This window comes from Corynebacterium dentalis (assembly GCF_900232865.1).
Lineage (GTDB): Bacteria > Actinomycetota > Actinomycetes > Mycobacteriales > Mycobacteriaceae > Corynebacterium > Corynebacterium dentalis.
The window spans coordinates 320,034-337,977 of sequence record NZ_OCTS01000001.1 but is presented as its reverse complement, the minus strand read 5'-3'; the positions used below and the strand labels follow the sequence as shown (position 1 = coordinate 337,977).

13 protein-coding genes, 1 tRNA gene and 1 pseudogene are annotated in these 17,944 nt (G+C 57.4%); 9 read left to right on the top strand and 6 right to left on the bottom strand.

The window, feature by feature from the left end; genetic code table 11:
* Positions 1–26: 26 nt before the first annotated feature.
* Positions 27–197 (bottom strand): annotated as a pseudogene (locus CS919_RS11010) (hypothetical protein); the annotation flags it as partial.
* On the opposite strand from CS919_RS11010, the gene CS919_RS01500 reads away from it, so the two are divergent.
* Together CS919_RS01500 and CS919_RS01495 are read left to right on the top strand one after the other, a co-directional pair.
* Positions 196–711, top strand: a complete 516-nt coding sequence (locus tag CS919_RS01500; protein WP_200818318.1) for a metal-dependent transcriptional regulator — start codon at positions 196–198, stop codon at positions 709–711. The pseudogene CS919_RS11010 and the gene CS919_RS01500 sit on opposite strands and share 2 nt — an antisense overlap.
* The gene (locus CS919_RS01495) at positions 704–1,615 is read left to right on the top strand and encodes a lytic transglycosylase domain-containing protein (protein WP_200818317.1); all 912 of its coding nucleotides are present in this window, start codon (positions 704–706) and stop codon (positions 1,613–1,615) included. The genes CS919_RS01500 and CS919_RS01495 overlap by 8 nt, the downstream gene beginning before the upstream one ends.
* 13 nt (positions 1,616–1,628) lie before the next feature.
* Here the strand turns inward: CS919_RS01495 and CS919_RS01490 are convergent, their stop codons facing one another.
* Positions 1,629–1,811, bottom strand: a complete 183-nt coding sequence (locus tag CS919_RS01490; protein WP_099297537.1) for a hypothetical protein — start codon at positions 1,809–1,811, stop codon at positions 1,629–1,631.
* Positions 1,812–2,089: 278 nt separating this feature from the next.
* Between CS919_RS01490 and eno the strand changes: the two genes are divergently transcribed.
* The 5 genes from eno (at position 2,090) to CS919_RS01465 (ending at position 5,699) form a co-directional block, all read left to right on the top strand.
* Positions 2,090–3,367 carry a phosphopyruvate hydratase gene (gene eno / locus CS919_RS01485; RefSeq protein WP_099297535.1) on the top strand — a complete coding sequence of 426 codons (1,278 nt, stop codon included), beginning with the start codon at positions 2,090–2,092 and terminating at the stop codon, positions 3,365–3,367.
* Between the two features lie 42 nt (positions 3,368–3,409).
* Positions 3,410–3,988: an FtsB family cell division protein gene (locus CS919_RS01480; protein ID WP_099297533.1), complete on the top strand. Its 579-nt coding sequence runs from the start codon at positions 3,410–3,412 to the stop codon at positions 3,986–3,988.
* A 38-nt stretch (positions 3,989–4,026) separates the two neighbouring features.
* Entirely contained in the window at positions 4,027–4,572 is a 546-nt protein-coding gene (locus CS919_RS01475; RefSeq protein ID WP_200818316.1) for a DUF501 domain-containing protein, read from the top strand.
* 3 nt (positions 4,573–4,575) lie between these two features.
* Positions 4,576–5,547: a Ppx/GppA phosphatase family protein gene (locus CS919_RS01470; protein WP_099297531.1), complete on the top strand. Its 972-nt coding sequence runs from the start codon at positions 4,576–4,578 to the stop codon at positions 5,545–5,547.
* A gap of 78 nt (positions 5,548–5,625) precedes the next feature.
* Positions 5,626–5,699: transfer RNA gene (locus CS919_RS01465), tRNA-Leu, on the top strand.
* 480 nt (positions 5,700–6,179) lie between these two features.
* On the opposite strand, the gene CS919_RS01455 is transcribed toward CS919_RS01465, so the two are convergent.
* Positions 6,180–6,773: a GNAT family N-acetyltransferase gene (locus CS919_RS01455; RefSeq protein WP_099297527.1), complete on the bottom strand. Its 594-nt coding sequence runs from the start codon at positions 6,771–6,773 to the stop codon at positions 6,180–6,182.
* 342 nt (positions 6,774–7,115) lie between these two features.
* Between CS919_RS01455 and CS919_RS01450 the strand changes: the two genes are divergently transcribed.
* Entirely contained in the window at positions 7,116–9,284 is a 2,169-nt protein-coding gene (locus CS919_RS01450) for a catalase (RefSeq protein WP_099297525.1), read from the top strand.
* Between the two features lie 133 nt (positions 9,285–9,417).
* Positions 9,418–10,374, top strand: a complete 957-nt coding sequence (locus tag CS919_RS01445) for a Sir2 family NAD-dependent protein deacetylase (protein ID WP_099297523.1) — start codon at positions 9,418–9,420, stop codon at positions 10,372–10,374.
* A 4-nt stretch (positions 10,375–10,378) separates the two neighbouring features.
* Here the strand turns inward: CS919_RS01445 and CS919_RS01440 are convergent, their stop codons facing one another.
* From CS919_RS01440 to CS919_RS01430, 3 genes are all read right to left on the bottom strand, one after another.
* The gene (locus CS919_RS01440) at positions 10,379–10,789 is read right to left on the bottom strand and encodes a thioesterase family protein (RefSeq protein ID WP_099297521.1); all 411 of its coding nucleotides are present in this window, start codon (positions 10,787–10,789) and stop codon (positions 10,379–10,381) included.
* A gap of 162 nt (positions 10,790–10,951) precedes the next feature.
* Complete coding sequence (locus CS919_RS01435) at positions 10,952–12,805, bottom strand: GmrSD restriction endonuclease domain-containing protein (protein ID WP_099297519.1); 1,854 nt, start codon at positions 12,803–12,805, stop codon at positions 10,952–10,954.
* 9 nt (positions 12,806–12,814) lie between these two features.
* Positions 12,815–17,791 carry a DEAD/DEAH box helicase gene (locus tag CS919_RS01430; RefSeq protein ID WP_099297517.1) on the bottom strand — a complete coding sequence of 1,659 codons (4,977 nt, stop codon included), beginning with the start codon at positions 17,789–17,791 and terminating at the stop codon, positions 12,815–12,817.
* Positions 17,792–17,944 lie beyond the last annotated feature (153 nt).

Genomic DNA, 17,944 nt, shown 5'->3' with positions numbered 1-17,944 from the left:
AGGTAGGAAAAGGCTCCCTCGCAGGTCACGAGCGTGCGCTTGTTCTTCGACAGGGAGGACAGGCCCTCGTTGAGCTGGCGATCTACCTCCTCGAGCGGTTGCTTGTAGTGCTCGCCGTTGCTAAGGAATGTCGCTGTGAACTCCTGCTGTAGACGGGCCAGCGCGTTGATGATGTTGTCCCGTACACTTTCACGCATGCACGTCACAGAATTGCCCGATAAGTCTCAGGATCACCTGAAGGCCATTTTTGACCTGCAGGAATGGGGCGACGGCTCCGCGACCCTCGGGCGCATCGCGGAGCGTCTCGGCCAGCGCACCTCCACCACGTCCGAGGCCATCAAGCGCCTGGCCGCCAAAGGTCTCGTGGAGCACACCCCGACCCGCGATCCGCACGGGGACCCGATTCCAGATGCGCGTGGCATGGTCACCGTTCCCGAAGTTTTTACTTTGGCCGACGCCAAGCTCGGCGACCATTTCATCATCGACCGCATCAGCGATCGCGATCCCGCCTTGCTGCGCTATCTGACCACCCGCGGACTGCTCCTGGGAGCCACCGTCGAGGTATTGCCGAGGCCGTATCCGGAGCTTGCGGATCTGCTGTTTGTGGACGTATCTGCGGAGCACGCTGATTCCGCAATGAAGGGAGAGCATGTGCAATTGCCGGTTGGGTCGCTGGGTGCGGTGCTGTGCAGGGAGGTAGGCAATGCCTGAGCGTGGTACTCATCGGCAATCGCCGCGCAAGAAAGTGAGCGATCTGCCTGCGCCAAAGCGCCAGCCCTCGCGCCATCGGGCGCAGCCTCCAGCAAAGCCAGTTGGTGAGCGCCCGCGCGCTGGCCTGCTCAGCGGCTGCGGAGTTTTCGCGGTAATCGCCGCGTTGTTGCTGGTTATCGCGATGGTGGGCTTCATTATTTCCGGCATGGCCGCGGTCAATGACTCCAACGAGGATCGCATCCAGGTGCCGGACGACGTGCCCCCAGCGGCGGCCGAACCTGCGCCGTCAATCAACATCCACACCGCTGGGCGTACCGCCCTGCAGCTGATGGACTGGGCCACCCCAATTTCCGAGGCCACGGGCATTCCCGTCCAAGCGCTGATCGCCTACGGCAACGCCGAGGTCATCGCCCGGGAATCGCGTCCCGAGTGCGGAATCACGTGGAACACGCTGGCCGGGCTGGGTTACGTAGAGACCGTGCACGGCACCTATGACGGTGTGAAGTACGGTGTCTCCAAGCTCGACGACAACGGCTATGCCGTTCCGCCGATCCTCGGCCCGCAGCTCAATGGCGGCCAGTTCGCCACCGTGGAGGACACGGACAACGGTGAGATGGATGGCGATAGCGAGTTTGACCGCGCCATGGGGCCGCTGCAGTTCATTCCGGAATCCTGGCAGCGCTACGGCGTGGACGCCAACGGCGACGGACAATCGTCACCGCAGAATATCGACGACGCGGCCGCATCTGCCGTGCGCCTGCTGTGCGACTACGAGCGCGACATGGGAACGCCGGAAGGATGGACGCGCGCGATCCGCTCCTACAACTTGAGCGACGAGTACGTCCTAAAGGTGCGCGATGCGGCGGCCAACTACGGGCTCAATCAGCCGCCGGAAGGGGTTTAGCGGTTAAGGGAGATTAGCGCCGGGTGCCGGCCAGCGCCTGATCGCTCAGGTTGTTGGCCGTGCCCCGGCCCTGCAGCAGCGTGCCGAGGTCCTGCGCCTGAGCGGCAGGGGCTGCCACGCCGGTCGCGAGGAGGGCGGCCGCAGCCACGGCAGAAGCGCGCTTAGCCACGCGGGAGAAGGTGGAGCTGGAAGTCATGTCAGGGCCTTTCGAGGTTCGGGGAAGTTGGGGGAGGGAAGCTAGAGGACTCAGTGAATCTCAAAGCTTTCTCAGCGTTACGCAAGTGATTATTGAGAAAAATGGGACTGGAGAGACGGGTTGAATTAGGGGAGGGTTGGCGTCGGAAAGAAAAAGAGACCCCGCAACGGGGGCAAACTCGGCGCATCCAACAAAGATTTAATGGAACAATAGGGGCAGACCGCACGGCGCAGTTTTGCTGTGCCCAACAACGTCACGAGCCTGAGGAGGCTTCACACATGGCCGAAATTATGCAGATCATCGCCCGCGAAATTCTCGATTCCCGTGGTAACCCCACCGTCGAGGTTGAGGTCGGCTTGGACGACGGCTCCATCGGCCGCGCAGCCGTTCCCTCCGGCGCATCCACCGGCGTGCACGAAGCACACGAACTGCGCGACGAAGATGATCGCTACCTAGGCAAGGGCGTGCAGGAGGCTGTCGCCAACATCCTCGACGAGATCGACGACGAGCTCGTGGGCCTCGAAGCTGACGACCAGCGCCTGATCGACAACGCGATGATCGCTCTGGACGGCACCGATAACAAGTCCCGCCTGGGCGCCAACGCCATCCTGGGTGTCTCCATGGCCGTGGCTCACGCCGCCGCTGAATCCGCAGGCCTGCCACTGTTCCGCTACGTTGGCGGCCCGAACGGTCACGTCCTTCCTGTGCCAATGATGAACATCCTCAACGGTGGCGCACACGCAGATTCCGGCGTGGACGTGCAGGAATTCATGATTGCCCCAATCGGCGCAGAGACCTTCCACGAAGCACTGCGCGTGGGCACCGAGGTCTACCACTCCCTGAAGAAGGTCATCAAAGACAAGGGACTGTCTACCGGCCTCGGCGACGAGGGCGGCTTCGCACCGTCCGTGGACTCCACCAAGGCTGCACTGGACCTGATCGTGGAGGCAGTCAAGGCTGCCGGCTACGAGCTGGGCACCGACGTGGCACTGGCGCTGGACGTTGCATCCTCCGAGTTCTACAAGGACGGCAAGTACCACTTCGAAGGCGGCGAGCACACCGCCGAAGAGATGGCCAAGGTCTACGGCGACCTCATTGATGAGTACCCCATCGTCTCCATCGAAGACCCACTGCAGGAAGACGATTGGGAGGGCTACACCAACCTCACCGCCGCAATTGGCGACAAGGTGCAGATCGTGGGCGACGACTTCTTCGTCACCAACCCACAGCGCCTCCGCGAGGGCATCGAGAAGAAGGCCGCCAACGCCCTGTTGGTGAAGGTGAACCAGATCGGCACCCTCACCGAGACGTTCGACGCCGTGGAGCTGGCACACCGCAACGGTTACCGCACCATGATGTCCCACCGCTCCGGCGAGACCGAGGACGTCACCATCGCCGACCTCGCGGTGGCCCTGAACTGTGGCCAGATCAAGACCGGTGCACCTGCTCGTTCCGAGCGCGTGGCGAAGTACAACCAGCTGCTGCGCATCGAGCAGATCCTGGGCGATGCTGCGGAGTACGCAGGTCGCGACGCGTTCCCACGCTTCAAGGCCTAAAAGCTGGGCTTGCGCGCACCGGCGAGTATGGTGTGAGGGAGTATGACTGAGACCGATAGCGCACCAACCCGCGGAGGCATTCCTCGCGCTCGCAGTGTCGAGCGCCAGGAACGTTTGCGCGAGCGTGCGCAGGCCGCTCCGAAGCGCATTGCTCGCAGCTTCATCCAACTTCCCAGCCAGGTCAGCCCTGCGGTGCTGATCGCAGCGTTGTTGCTGGTCATTTTCTTGGCTGTGTCCATCGCCTCGCCGCTGCGCAACTACTTTGAGCAGCGTGCGGAGCTGGCGGAGCTCAACGCGCAGATTGCGCAACAGCAGCAGGAAAAAGAGCGGCTCACGGACGAGCTCAATCGCTACAACAACGAGGATTACATCCGCGAGCAGGCCCGCACGCGCCTGGGGCTGATCGAAAAGGGCGAGTCCGCATTCCGCATCATCAGCCCGGAGATCAACGCCACCGCGCCGGAATCCACCCCGGGTGCCGACGAAGACGTGCCGCAGCGCGGCGAGTGGTACCAGCAGCTATGGCATTCCATCTCCGTACCGGAACTTGCAGCGCCTGAGGACGATCCAGCGCAGAACAACGATCTGCCGACCGTGGAAGAACCTCCTGCTGGCCAATAGCCTGCCAGCAGTCCCCGAAATTTTTTAAGGAGAACCGCGTGGCGGTTTCTGAAGCCGATCTCAACACCATGGAAACCCAGCTGGGCCGCCGTCCCCGCGGAGCGGTGGAGGTGTCCTACCGCACGCCGGATGGAAAGCCCGCAGTGGTTAAGACGCTGCCCCGCTTGGACGACGGCACGCCGTTTCCCACGCTGTACTACTTGACTGATCCTCGCCTGACCGCTGAGGCTTCCCGCTTGGAAGTCGCCGGCGTGATGAAGACGATGCAGGCTCGCCTGGTGGAAGATGCGGAGTTGGCTGCCGATTACCAGGCAGCGCATGAGCACTTCCTTGCCGAACGCAATGCGATGGAGGACTTGGGCACGGATTTCTCTGGCGGTGGCATGCCGGACCGGGTGAAGTGCCTGCACGTCTTGATTGCCTATGCGCTGGCCGAAGGCCCTGATCGCGTGCGGTTGGGCACGGAAGCTGTGGCACTTGCTGCGGAGAATAACCCCAAGCTGGTGGGCACGGCTTTGCCTGCCGACTGGCCGGCGTCGGAAAGCTTGGGAACGTCCATGGAGAAAGCCAGCACGGAGGAATAATCGATGACCACTGCGCCACGCTTCGCCGCGATTGATTGCGGCACCAATTCGATTCGCTTGCTGATTGCTGAGGTTTTGCCTGATGGCAGCCTCAATGAGCTGAATCGGGACAACATCATCGTGCGCTTGGGACAGGGAGTGGACGCCACCGGCCGCTTCGCCGACGAGGCGCTGGAGCGTGTGGATGCGGCGCTTTCGACGTACGCCGACCGCATGGTTGAGTACAGCGTGCAGGACGTGATGATGGGCGCGACGTCCGCGACTAGGGATGCGGCGAACCGGGAGGAGTTCTTTGAGATTTCGAAGCGCCACCTCGGGCGCATCCGCTCTGGATTGAGTGCCGAGGTGATTACCGGCGAGCGAGAAGCGGAGCTGTCCTTCAACGGGGCGGTGACTGATCTGGGCGCGCTGGGGGACGAGGAGCGCGTATGCGTGATCGACTTGGGCGGCGGCTCCACGGAGTTTGTGGTGCGCACGGCCTCTGGCTCTGTGAACGAGTCCTATTCCGCGAATATGGGCTGCGTGCGGCTGACGGAGCGCTACCTGCACACTCAGCCACCTGCTGCTTCGGAGGTGGCCGAGGCTGAGGCGTTTGTGCAGCAGATGATGGGCGATGTGCAGGAGGCCGTGGATCTGTCTGCGGTGGATCGCGTGGTGGGTGTGGCCGGCACGATGACGACGATGAGCTCTCTGACTCTTGGGCTGACCGAGTACGATCCTGAGCGCAATCACATGTCCGAGCATTCGCTGGAGGATTTCCGCGCTACCGCCCGTGAGCTGCTTGCTCGCACGACTGAGCAGCGGATGGAACTGGGGCCAATGCACCCCGGGCGCGCTGACGTGATTGGTGGCGGCGCGATTGTGGTGGACGTTTTCACCACGCTGTTCCTAGAGCAGGGGCTGAAGTTCATCACCGTGAGCGAAAAGGATATTCTAGACGGGATCCTGGCGGAGGTCGTGCGCCGGAACGGCTAGTTTCTGGTAGCTGGCCTGCTTGTTTCGGTGACTGCGGTTGCACATGGTGGTTGCTGCAAACGGTGACGTAGGATCAACGCCCCTATAGCCCAATTGGCAGAGGCAGTGGACTTAAAATCCATTCAGTGTCGGTTCGAGTCCGACTGGGGGCACAATTTTTGGTGGGATTTCGAGAGGTCGCGAAGAAGTATCAATAGCTTGACCGAGGGGGATGAAGCGAGTCTCGGACTATAGAGTTCTCTCGCTCCTTGTTTTACTCGACGAGTTACTAGCGCTAGCGAATGACCACATCAGGTAGAACACAATGAACTGAAACATAAAGATACCAAGTACGGTCCCCGCAGCGCCCCAACTGACGAGTTGCCCTTTGCACCGAACGAGCAGGAAAGCTCCAAGGGCAACCAAAGGGATGCCAGCGTTGATCAAGAAGAACGAAATTGCTGAACCGAAAAGCCCCGTGAAAATGGAGTCAAAAGTTCCTTGAGTAAGCCATTGGAACGCGAACCCTCCGACGAATCCCAGAATGAAACACCCAATCGCTTTAGTGGGTGAATTCATTGGGTTTCCTCAAGATCTTCCTCTGCTTCGAGAATCAGCTGGAACGGAATGCTATTCAGGTCGTTGACCGGCATTTACCCCAACCGCGCCAATAGCCCCGTCTCCACCGTTGGCCACTCGTACTTCAGGATCGAGTACACGCAGGTATCGCGCCACGTTCCATTCGGCAGCAGCGTGTGACGCCTGAGCGCTCCATCCAAATGAGCCCCCAGCCGCTCGATCGCTCGCCGTGAAGGCTGATTCATGTGATGCGCGCGTAGCTCCACTCGCTCGCATCCAATCACCTCGAAAGCATGCCGCAGCATGAGCAACTTGGCTTCCGCATTCACACCCGAGCCTTGCACCGACGCACGCATCCACGTGTAGCCAATCTCAATGTTTCGGTTCGCAACGTCCGGGTCGTAATACGTCGTCATCCCAAGTACCTGCCCAGTAGATGCCGAGCGCAGAACCAGTGGGATCATCGTTCCCTCATCTAGTCGGCGCAGCCGCGTGGCAATCTCTTCGCCCATCTGCTCTGGCGACGGCACCCGCGTAAACCACAGCTTCCACAACTCGCCATCTTTCACCGCCTCCACCAACTCGTCGTGATGCTCAACGGTCAATGGCTCCAGCGTTACTCGCTCACCTTCGAGGCGAACCGGCGCAGTATAAGCAGAAGAATTCATACCTCCATCATGCACAATGGACTCCGATGCCGAACACCGCGAGTGAAAACAATCTCACCTACACCGCAGACGTGGAGTTGACTTACCACACGGGGCTTCATCACGGGCGTAGTCGCTCACATCGTAGACGGTCTGTACATAGCTGCGGGCGCTAAAAGTTGCTTCGGCCCCAATGGAGACCTTTCCATCGTGGGGCGCTTGAACGGCGTATACAGGTAAGATATTTCAGACTGTATATGCGCGCTCCGGAGGGCGGTCAGGGGCGCATTTACATCTGCTGAATGTTTTTCATGGCTACCATGGTCACTACCCACCCTCACCGCAACCTCTAGGATTAATGAAATGGCTCAGAATTCGAGTTCTCAACCTGCTGCTTCACCCCAAGGCGATAAAGCACCCGGTACGCCCGGGGCTTACACCCCGCAGGTAGAGCAGCCCACCAATCCCACTACTCCACCGCAGCAACCAGAAGCCCAAGCCTCTCCTCACCCGTACTCGCCTACGGGTTGCCCGTTTCACTTCGGGTCTGGCGACGTGGACCCACGAGCTCAACAGGGCGAGTATCTGACCACAGCCCAAGGTGGCAGGCTCAGTGAGACCAGCCACTCCTTGAAAGCGGGTGAACGTGGCCCGCTCCTCATGCAAGACCATCACTTCCGCGAAAAAATCACCCACTTCGATCATGAGCGCATTCCCGAGCGCGTGGTTCACGCCCGTGGCACAGGTGCACACGGAACTTTCGTTTCCAACGGTAAAGCCTCCAAGATCTCGAAGGCTGGGGTTTTTGCAGAAGGGAAGGAAACCCCTGTTTTTGTACGCTTTTCTACCGTTCTCGGTTCCCGTGGTTCCGCTGACACCGTCCGCGATACGCGCGGATGGGGCGTGAAGTTCTACACCGACGAGGGCACGTGGGATTTTGTGGGTAACAATATCCCTGTGTTTTTCATTCAGGATGGAATTAAGTTTCCGGATGTTGTTCACGCGGCCAAGCCACATCCTGATCGGGAGATTCCCCAGGCACAGAGCGCTCACGATACCTTCTGGGATTTCGTAGGTTTGCATACGGAGGCAACCCACCACACCTTCTGGAATATGTCAGACCGTGGAATCACCCGCTCCTACCGCACCATGGAGGGTTTCGGAGTCCACACTTTCCGAATGATCAATGATGCGGGAGAAACCACCTTGGTGAAGTTCCACTTCAAGCCACGGCTTGGCGTTCACTCGCAAGTGTGGGAGGAAGCGCAAATCACCGGTGGCATTGATCCGGACTTCCATCGCCGTGACCTGGCAGATGCCATCGAGGCTGGTGCTTTTCCACAATGGGATATGGGTGTTCAGGTTTTCCCTGATACCGAGGATCAAATGTTTGAGGGAATTGACCTGCTCGATCCGACAAAAATCGTCCCCGAGGAGTTAGCTCCTGTGGAGATCATCGGCACCTTGGAGTTGAACAAAAATCCAGGGAACTTTTTTGAAGAGACGGAGCAGATCGCTTTCCACCCCGGCCATCTGGTCCCCGGTATTGACGTCACGAGCGATCCCCTTTTGCAGGCACGCCTTTTCTCTTACCTCGACACCCAGATCAGCCGCTTGGGCGGTCCAAACTTCAGCCAGCTGCCTATCAACCGTCCTCACGCGCCGGTCAATGATAACCACCGTGACGGTATGTACCAGCAGGGCGCTCACGTAGGTATGGCCCCTTATAAGCCAAACAGTCTGGACGCGGGGAATCCTACGGAAGCGACAGTTTCCGAGGGTGCTCTCATCGACGTTCCTCAACCGGTGTCTGGTGCCATCACGCGGGCCAATCCCGTGTCCTTCGAGGATCACTTCTCTCAGCCTCGGATGTTCTATATCTCCCTCACCGATGTGGAGAAGCGGCACCTCATCGACGCGTTTTCCTTCGAACTCGGTAAATGCTACGAGGAGGCCATCAAGGTGCGGTACCTTGAAGTTCTGGCTCACGTGGATCAAGGGTTGGCTGAGGCCGTTGCCGATAATCTTGGGCTGCCTCATCCCGAACCTCAGAGCGTGGCGGATGTAGAACCCTCCCCAGCGTTGTCTCAGCTTGGTAAGACTTGGCCCGTCGATGGCCGCCAAGTGGCTATCCTTGTGCAGCCTGGTCAGCAGTTGGAAGGAGCGGGCGAGCTACTTAATGAACTCTTTGATGCCGGGGTGGTACCCATGCTCGTCTCCACTCAGGGCGGTACATTGCCTATTGATGGTTCCGAGGTTTCAGTCTCCAGAACCTATTTCACGGCTCGTTCCACTGAATTTGATGCGGTAGTCCTGATCAGTCCTCCGGACGATCCGCAGGTGGACACTATGCTCCGCGAGTTTGATCGGCACAAAAAGGCGATCATCGTGGTTGGTAACGAGGCGGCAAGCGCCATGGGTAAGGCTCAGGTGAACGTCGATCAGCCTGGCATTGTGTCCGTGTCCTCGCCTGAGGATGCCGCCAGCCCGGTGCTGGAGCTGCTTACCCAGCACCGCGCTTGGCAGCGTTAACTCCGGTTAAGTTGTGCCGTGATGAGGTGAGGGCTGCAACTTGATCGTCCCAGTATCGTTCGCCCGTTCTTAAGACGAATCGGCATGGTGTGTGGAAAGTAGTTTCTACCTCCATAATGCACAATGGACTCTGATGCCGAACGCCCACAGCACCCGCAATCCTCGCTTCACCAAAGCCGTGGAGATGACTCACCGTGCGGCCATCCGCTCCATCGAGCGCGTCGTTGCGGAAACCGCCGAGCCCACCCCACCTGCTCATGCCCTCAAGCGCACTGCCGAACTGTTCCGCCAGGGTCCCGCCCTCGTCCTCACCGGCGCGGGCGTGTCCACCGATTCCGGCATCCCTGATTACCGCGGCCCCCACGGTTCGCTCAAGCGTCATCGCCCCATGACCTATCAGGAGTTTCGCCACGATCCTGCGGCTTCTCATCGCTATTGGGCGCGTAGTTTCGTCGGCTGGCGCACCATGCGCGAGGCGGATCCGAATCGCACGCACTTCGCTCTCGTAGAGCTAGAGCGCGCTGGGCTCATCACCGGCGTTGTCACCCAAAACGTAGACGGTCTGCACACGAGTGCGGGTGCCAGACGTGTCGTCGACCTGCATGGCGACCTTGCGACCGTAGCCTGCCTGACCTGCGGCTACAAGGAAGACCGACGCGAACTCGACCGCCGACTCGAGGCCGCCAACCCCGGTTACATCGATTCCATCCTCGTCGACGATTCCACGGTCAATCCGGACGGCGACGTCACCCTGCCCGAGTCTGTTGTCGCCCGGTTCGTGATGCCGGGCTGCGCGCGTTGCGGGTCGCCGTTGTTGAAGCCGGACGTGGTGTATTTCGGTGAGTCGGTGCCTTCCGCGCGCAGGCACCAGGCCGTTTCACTTCTCGACGCCAGCTCCTTCCTCCTCGTCGCCGGATCCTCGCTGGCGGTGATGAGCGGCTTCAAGTTTGTGCTGGACGCTCAGCGAGCCGGTAAGCCCGTGGTGGTGATCAACGGGGGACCGGGCCGGGCGGATGCTCGCGTGGACGTACTGTGGCGGACCGACGTGGCCAGCGCGTTTGATGCGCTGCTCGATGAGCTGGAGCTTTAAGAGGCTAACTCACCGTCGGCAACCGAGATTCGAACTTCTCCTTGCCGATTACGCCACGCTGATGCGTGCCGACGCTGATCGTGTTGTACGAATCCCGAGCGCTGATCTCAAAAGTCACTGCCCGCTTTTCTACGGCGATGACCTTCACCTCAATGGTGACGGTGTCGCCGGGCATGGTGGGCGCTTGGTGGGAGAAGTTCACGTGCGTTCCCAGCGAGATTTCGCCCTCGTCGAGGTGATCACGGATGGCTTCCATGCAGGCCCACTCGATGATGCCAACCATGTACCCAGTCGCAAGCACCTCGGGCATGGCGGTGAAGTCCGACGCCTCGGGCAGTAGATTCGGCACCGTCCGATTCCCCGGAACCACGTAGGTCATGGTGTGCTCGATGCCGGTGGTGAGTGAGTCCTTCACGGTCGTCTCCTTAGTGTGAACTGTGGCTCAGCGTGGGTGGGGTGGTGGTGCTGAGCCGTTCATTAGAGTGTAGGCCGGTGAGGTGGAGGTGTTGGTCGTTTTCGACGCAATACTCTGAGTCCACCTCAAGCCTTCTCAGGTGGCTGCGCACTGCTGTTCGGCCTATTCCTGTGCATCCTCCGGTGTGAGGTCATCGAGCGCCTCTGGATCGAACTGAGAAGAATCCTCCAAATGTTTACCTTGGCTTACATCTCGCTGCACGTCCTTGCCCATTGCTTCACCGATTAGTTCACAGAGTTGATTCCTACGAGCCTCGAAGAACTCATCGAATTTGTTGGCGCGTAGAAGTTCGGGATTGATTAAGTGGTTGGATAGCACCTCATCGATTGCAGGGTCGGAGAGACCGGATTCTTGTGACACCTTGTTCAAGTATTTGGATGGAGCGTGTCCGCCGATTACCCGATTGGTCCGAGCGCTGAGCGTCGTCTTGTTGATGATCGACTCTTGGCGTTCATAGTCAATGCTATTCAGTTCACACCACTTCTTGGGGAAGATGTGGTGGATATCCACGTTCATATCCCGATTGTGGAACGAGCCGAAGGCTTTATTTTCGATCCAATCCTTCGAGTTATGTCCCATAATGAGCGCCGCGATGCCCTTGTATGCAGCTGAGTTTCTGGTTCTGATGGAGTGGAGCCGAGACTCGATGAAACTTGCGTCTTGAATAGTTCGTGGAGTGCCTGCGTCTTCTTCTTGCATTGCCCAGGCCGGAACTGCTTCGAGGTCGCGGACAAAACGAGTCTCAATGGCAGAACCGTAAAGCTCTCCCAGAACACCAGCCCAGTACCATTGGCGAATCCGATTCTTGACTGAATAGTGGTCAGCCTTCTCTCCCAGAACGACTCGGAGCGCAGCGAGAGGGACTAACTGCTTTGGATAAGGGACATCTTTAGCCTTGAAAATGTGATCGTCAGCCAAGAAGTTCGCTGACCAGATGAAGGCTTGGGTTAGGGGCTCGCGCCATCGAAGATAGTTCTCTAGATCTAGTTGCAGGATGTCTTCACGCTTGGCAGAAACACCGAGCTTTCTTCCCTCGATGGCTTGCTTGCTTCGCTCAAACGTCGCGAGGAGGGTGATTGCTTGCAGGAAGTCTGTGTTTTCCACCTTGCCCAAAGCATCATGACCATGCCAAGACTGTTTGATTGCTAGCCAGTCATCGTTGAGCCGGAAGTCTTTACCATTCTGGTCGTAGAAGCTCTTGTCGCCCGCGAAAACAGCGGTGAGCAGTTCAAAGACGTTGAGCGGGAGTCCGCCAACGTTGACCTTTTCGAATACCGTTGCCACGGCTGCTTTGTCGGTACGGCGATCGAGATCGATGGCTGGAATCTGGTAGCTCTGTAGCGGCTGGATGACCTTAGCCGTGAAGTCCTGCAGTATGTTAGGGCAAGAATGTCCGCCAAACCATCCGATGGCATCGATGGTGTTGAAAAGCAGGTTGCATGGGAAATACCCAGCTTCGATCTGAGCTTCATTGGTTCGCAAATCTAAAACGATTTCGCGATTGAAATTTGTCCGGATTGTTCCGTCTTCGGGGACGGAAATAACCGACTCATCGGTAAATTGGTCCTCGCCGAGAAGATCGGCAACTTTCACAAAGTACCTGCGAACGAGCAGCTTTCCGCGTGAATCCTTAGTGTGAACCACACCATCTCCAGTTAGTGCCTGAGTCAAGCTGGTTAGGCGTTGCTGTCCATCAAGAAGCAAGTAATCTGGTTCGCTCGTAGCTGTGTCTTCAGTGCCAGCAATAGGACGAGGCTTGAATCGAATGGACTCATTGCCTGTTTCCAGGCGCATGAGGATTCCCAGCGGGTGTCCTCGGAGAATTGTCGTCAGGAGCTGACGAACTCTTTCGTCTTCCCACTTATAGCCGCGCTGAAAGTCGGGGAGCTGAATCTTTCCGCTTTCTGCATGCTTAAGCAGAACCATTAATTGGTGCATTTTCGAATCAAAACCCATGGTCGGCTCCTAGTCGTTGTTTTCCGCGTCGTTGTTCAGGCCATCTACGATTCGCACAGTCTCTACAGCTACTCGAGTGACTTTTCCGATCAAATCGGCGATATACCGAGGGTTGCCCACTTCGTCTGCCCAATCGTTCGGATCATTGACGATGCCCGATGCCTTATCTGTTTTAACTTGGTAACGGTCAATGATCCACGCCAGCGCAGATCGGGAGCCCAACATGTACTCATCGGCCTCCGCCGGGATATCACTAATCGTGACCCGCTTGTTGTATTTCAATCGCGTCACATCGTTGACGTTCTTTCCAGTCTCCGGGTCCTTCTTCTTTGCCCACGCCATCTTTGTGACGCGCCACGTCTCGCGGTCGTCCTCCTGGCCCGTCACGTCGAGCGTCAGTGGCCATGGCTCGACATCTTCATAATTGACATGGAGATTCAAGAGCTTGCGACCAGCGATTGCAAACTCATCGAACTCAGTTCGAGTAGGTGGCGTTTCGATATGGGCGAGCATTTTTTTCAAATCTGCTGCGTAAGTTATGCGATAATTCGGATCATGCAGTTTGCCGTATACGAAATGGAAAATATCGTCACCTGTGATATCTGACCCCAACGCATCTCTGTAGAGGATCTTGATCTCTTTGGTGATGTTGTCTACTCGACGGTAGCCCTCGACTACCTCGCCGATGACACCGTAGATTGATGCTTCGCCGTCTGTTCCCCAGACACTAACTCCACCTTCCCCAAACAGACTGTCATCTGAAGTTTCGACTTCCTCCCAAGTGAAGCGTGCGTAATATTGGCCATTTTGACCTGCCCCAATCATTTGAACATCTGGTAGGAGAGTGGTCGATAGCAAGCTGAAATTAGCTGTAGCGCCAATACCTAGGGCATAGAAGCCCACGTTCAGGTGCCGTGGAGTGGGGAACATCGATGGGAGACGGTAGGTCATATCGTTTAGGTGAGCATGGAAGTAGACGTACTGGCTTGTGAATGGGCGGTACTGAGACTCAAAAATCCTTTCTGCTCGCATGGATATCTGTTTTTGCTTGCATGCGAGGTTCTTTAGAGTTCGGTTCCAAGAAATCTTGGTGGGATCCAAATATTCAGGGTGTTCGCGTAGAAAGTTGTTGAAGTCCGATTCGCGCGGCTTAGATACTTCGAGTGGTCGTGACCACAGTGCGAATTCTTCCCTTGCCTGGTTATAGGTTTTGACTAGCAAATCTAGGTTTGCAAGTAACCGTTGCTCCGTTTGTGCATATGCCCAGGAGTCTCGCCCTGTCTTTAGACCCGCTGAGAAGTTGTGAAAAATCGAGATTTCTGGGCTTTCTCTCTTGGTTCCGATTACCGGCCAGGTGGCGAAATCTGGACTGCGCTTGCTTAGCCAATCCCCATATTCGTTTGGTTCGATACGTGTCCAATCAATGGAGCTAACTGTGGCAGTCTTGGCCTTATCTAGTTTTTCAGTTTTGGATGCATAGTCCGGACTTGCAGCGTAACGGATTATTGTTTCATTGGCCTGCGGGTCTTTTACGCCAATCAAGATGCTCACACCGACTCGGATATCAAATGGGTTGCTACCCTCTCTCTTTGCCAGATCGCCCGAGGTACGAGAATTTCCACGTAGGTTGAGCACATAGATATCTGAAAATTCTTCAATGAGAGATAGTCGAACACCATCACCAGTGTTTCCATCTACCCAACCGTTATTTGATACGAATACAACTACTCCTTGGTCCCCAATACGATCTGTGGCCCAGCGGAAAGCACGCAGGTAGGAGTCGTACAGTGAGTTCTTGTTCACTGCAGTGGACTTTGCGGCGTATGTCTCCGCAATCCGTTGATCCAGTGTTGGATACTTCAAGTTCGCGTTGTTGTCGTTGGCCGAGTTCTGTCCCGAGGAATACGGCGGGTTGCCGATGATCACGTTGATCGGCGCGGTCTTTTGCCGCTGGATACGCTCGTTGTTGTTGGCGAACACTTCCAGATCCAGAATGTCGCCCTCTTCATGGATCTGGAACGTATCCGCCAACGCGATGTTGTTGAACGCCACGTACTCCGGCTCAGCCTCGCCGTTACGCAAAGCTTCTTCGGCCCTCAGCGCGTTATACGTGGTCTCGATATTCACCGCAGAGACGTAATAGGCCAGCAGCATGATCTCGGTAGCGAAGAGTTCGTTCGCATATTTCCGTGCCATATCTTCCGGCTTAATTAGTCCGGACTGCAGCAATCGCACCATGAACGTCGAAGTGCCCGCGAATGGATCGAGGATGCACACCCCCTCATCAGTCAAACCCTTTCCGAAGTGCATCTTGGACACATCATCGGCAGCGCGCAGGATGAAGTCCACGATTTCCACCGGGGTGTAGACAATGCCCAGAGCCTCGGCCTGCTTCTTGAAGGCTTTCTGGAAGAAGCGTTCGTAGAGCTCCTTGATCACCTGCTGCTTGCCAGAAGCGGAGGAAACCTCAGAGGCTCGCACCCGCACCGATGCATAGAACTTTTCCAGAGATTCCGTCTCGGTCTGCAGTTTGTTCTTCTCCAGAACATCGGCCATACGCTGCATGACCTGCGCCACCGGGTTGTGAGCAGAGAAGTCATACTCGCTAAACAGTGCATCGAAAACCGGTGCTGTGATCAGGTGCTGGGACAGCATACTGATGGCTTCGTCGTCAGTAATCGAGTCATTCAGGTTACCGCGCAAGCCCTCCACAAACTGATCGAATTCACGGCGAAGTTTTGCATCAGCGCCGTCGAGTAGCGCCTTGATCCGGGTGATCTGGGCCTGGGCGATCGTGGCCACATCGTCGGCCCAATCCTCCCAATACGTCCTGTTGCCCACCTTGTCCACCAACTTGGTGTACATCGCTTCTTGCCACTGCTCCAAGGAGAACAGTGCTACCTGCTGGGCGAAACTCTCGTCTGAACCAGCATCTTCGCTGGTCCGCGCGTCACTGCTATCCAGCTTCCTCTTCTGGCTTTCTACATGGTCAACCTCAAGAGGCAATTCATCCACACGGCCTTCATTCATGGCGATGGAATTGACCTTGGCGTTGAACCGATCATCATGGGCACGCAGCGCATTCAAGATCTGCCACACCACCTTGAAGCGCACGTTGTCGTTCAGTGCCTGCGAAGGGCTCGCTCCCGGTGCCACCGCAACCGGCAGGATGATGTACCCGTAATCCTTGCCCTCCGCCTTGCGCATCACGCGGCCTACCGACTGCACCACGTCAACCATCGAGTTACGCGGATTGAAGAAAATCACCGAGTCCAGCCCCGGCACATCCACGCCTTCAGAAAGACAACGCGCATTCGTCAGCACACGTGATTCATCCTGTGCCATGTCCGCTTCCAACCAGGAGATCTTGGTGGAGCGCTCCAAGGCGTTCATCGTGCCGTCGACGTGCTGCGCAATCACCTCGAGGTTCGCGTTCTGAGCGTCCAAATCTTCATGGCTGTTGAGCTGCTCCTTGTGCGCAGCAACGAGGGAAGGGAAGGAATCGGCAATTTGTTTCGACGCCTTGATGTCCTTGGCGAACGCTACCGTCCGGCGCATCGGCGCTGCATTCACCTCAAAGCCATCCTTCTGGCCTTGCAGTTTGCCCGAGCGTTTGGCCAGAGCATTCCACGCGCCAATCATGGCCGATGCTGTGGTGAGATTGACTTCCTGGCCAGGGGCCGCTGCCATTGCATCGGCGGCCACGTCCTCATCCACTGTCATGACCAGAACTTTGTAGTCCGTCAGCAGACCCTTTTCTACCGCTTCGCCGAAGCCGAGACGGTGGAACTCTGGGCCGTAGATTCCCTCGTCATCCATGGAAGCCAGCTCCGCGGAGTGATCGGCGGCTTTGCCCTTGACTGCATCGTCAAAGAGTCGGGGAGTGGCCGTCATGTACAGGCGCTTGCCCGCCTGAATGTACTCGGCATCGTGCACACGGACGAAGTTGGACGCATCCTCGCCGGCGAGTGTCACACCGGTGGTGCGATGGGCCTCATCGCAAATGACCAGATCAAAAGGCTCTAGGCCTTTCTCTTGAGCTTCATGTACTGCAGGGAGAGACTGGTAGGTAGAGAACACCACGTGCAGGCCTTGGGCGCGTTTGCCGCTGGCGAACGTGGAGGCAATCATTTCTCCGTTTGTGGAGACGGGTACCTCGAGGTCGTGCGGAGCGATATCCTCAGCGGCCTTGCCTGCCCTGTTGTCCGAACACACGGCGAAGCTACGCAGCTCCATCGTGGCTTGGGCAGTCCATTCCCGCAGAGTCTGGGAGAGTAAAGCGATGGACGGGACCAGAAAAAGCACACGGGCTTTGTTTCCATTGGCTTCTGCGAACTGCTCCGCCAACCGCAAGGAGGTAAACGTCTTTCCGGTGCCGCAGGCCATGATCAGCTTGCCGCGGTCATGTGATTCAAAACCTTCGAGAACCTTGCTGATTGCTTCCACCTGATGCTTGCGTGGAGCGAATGCTTGCTTCTTGGAGAGTTTGATCTGGATCTCGGAGCCGGGGAAAGCCACATCCCAATTCACAGGTGCATTTGCAATGTCTGCCATGCCGATGCGAGAGGTCTCGATGACCTGGTTTTCCAGTGCAGCCTCGGCGTTTTTAGACCAGCGATCCGTGGTGGAAATGATGAAGCGGTGCGAGAAGTGCTCGCGGCCTTTTTCCGTGAGGAACGAATGTCCACTGGCCTCGAAGAATGAGTCGATATGGCTCTTCTGGATGTTGGTGGTCTGTTTGTAGAACTTGGCTTGGATGGCCACCCACGTGTCGTCGTCCTTGCGGTGGGCGACCAGGTCGATTCCCGTATCGACCTTCCCGTTGTTAAAACGCCAGTCATTCCATCGGCAGACTTCATCAAACTGATTGGCCAACGTGGGTGCGGTGCGGAAGAAGTTCACCATCAGCTTCTCGAAAGCGATTCCGTACTTCGCTTTTGGTTGGTTTTCGCGGAGCTGATCCAGGACTTCTTCAAACGCAGACATAGGGGACATTATCTATGAAAACACTCAATTTTGGGTTGATACTGGAACGAGTCGGGGGGAGAAAAGTCACCGGGGCCCTGGCCTGAACGAGTTTCGGACCTGTTCGATTTTCCCCGGTGGTTGTCCCGGCCGTATGCAAACATGTTTCTTGTT

Bases quoted from the DNA above. Each gene is read 5' to 3' on its own strand.
- CS919_RS01480 (WP_099297533.1), top strand. From the start codon at position 3,410: ATGACTGAGACCGATAGCGCACCAACCCGCGGAGGCATTCCTCGCGCT.
- CS919_RS01455 (WP_099297527.1), bottom strand. From the start codon at position 6,773: ATGAATTCTTCTGCTTATACTGCGCCGGTTCGCCTCGAAGGTGAGCGA.
- CS919_RS01500 (WP_200818318.1), top strand. From the start codon at position 196: ATGCACGTCACAGAATTGCCCGATAAGTCTCAGGATCACCTGAAGGCC.
- CS919_RS01470 (WP_099297531.1), top strand. From the start codon at position 4,576: ATGACCACTGCGCCACGCTTCGCCGCGATTGATTGCGGCACCAATTCG.
- eno (WP_099297535.1), top strand. From the start codon at position 2,090: ATGGCCGAAATTATGCAGATCATCGCCCGCGAAATTCTCGATTCCCGT.
- CS919_RS01445 (WP_099297523.1), top strand. From the start codon at position 9,418: ATGCCGAACGCCCACAGCACCCGCAATCCTCGCTTCACCAAAGCCGTG.
- CS919_RS01435 (WP_099297519.1), bottom strand. From the start codon at position 12,805: ATGGGTTTTGATTCGAAAATGCACCAATTAATGGTTCTGCTTAAGCAT.
- CS919_RS01430 (WP_099297517.1), bottom strand. From the start codon at position 17,791: ATGTCTGCGTTTGAAGAAGTCCTGGATCAGCTCCGCGAAAACCAACCA.
- CS919_RS01495 (WP_200818317.1), top strand. From the start codon at position 704: ATGCCTGAGCGTGGTACTCATCGGCAATCGCCGCGCAAGAAAGTGAGC.
- CS919_RS01490 (WP_099297537.1), bottom strand. From the start codon at position 1,811: ATGACTTCCAGCTCCACCTTCTCCCGCGTGGCTAAGCGCGCTTCTGCC.
- CS919_RS01450 (WP_099297525.1), top strand. From the start codon at position 7,116: ATGGCTCAGAATTCGAGTTCTCAACCTGCTGCTTCACCCCAAGGCGAT.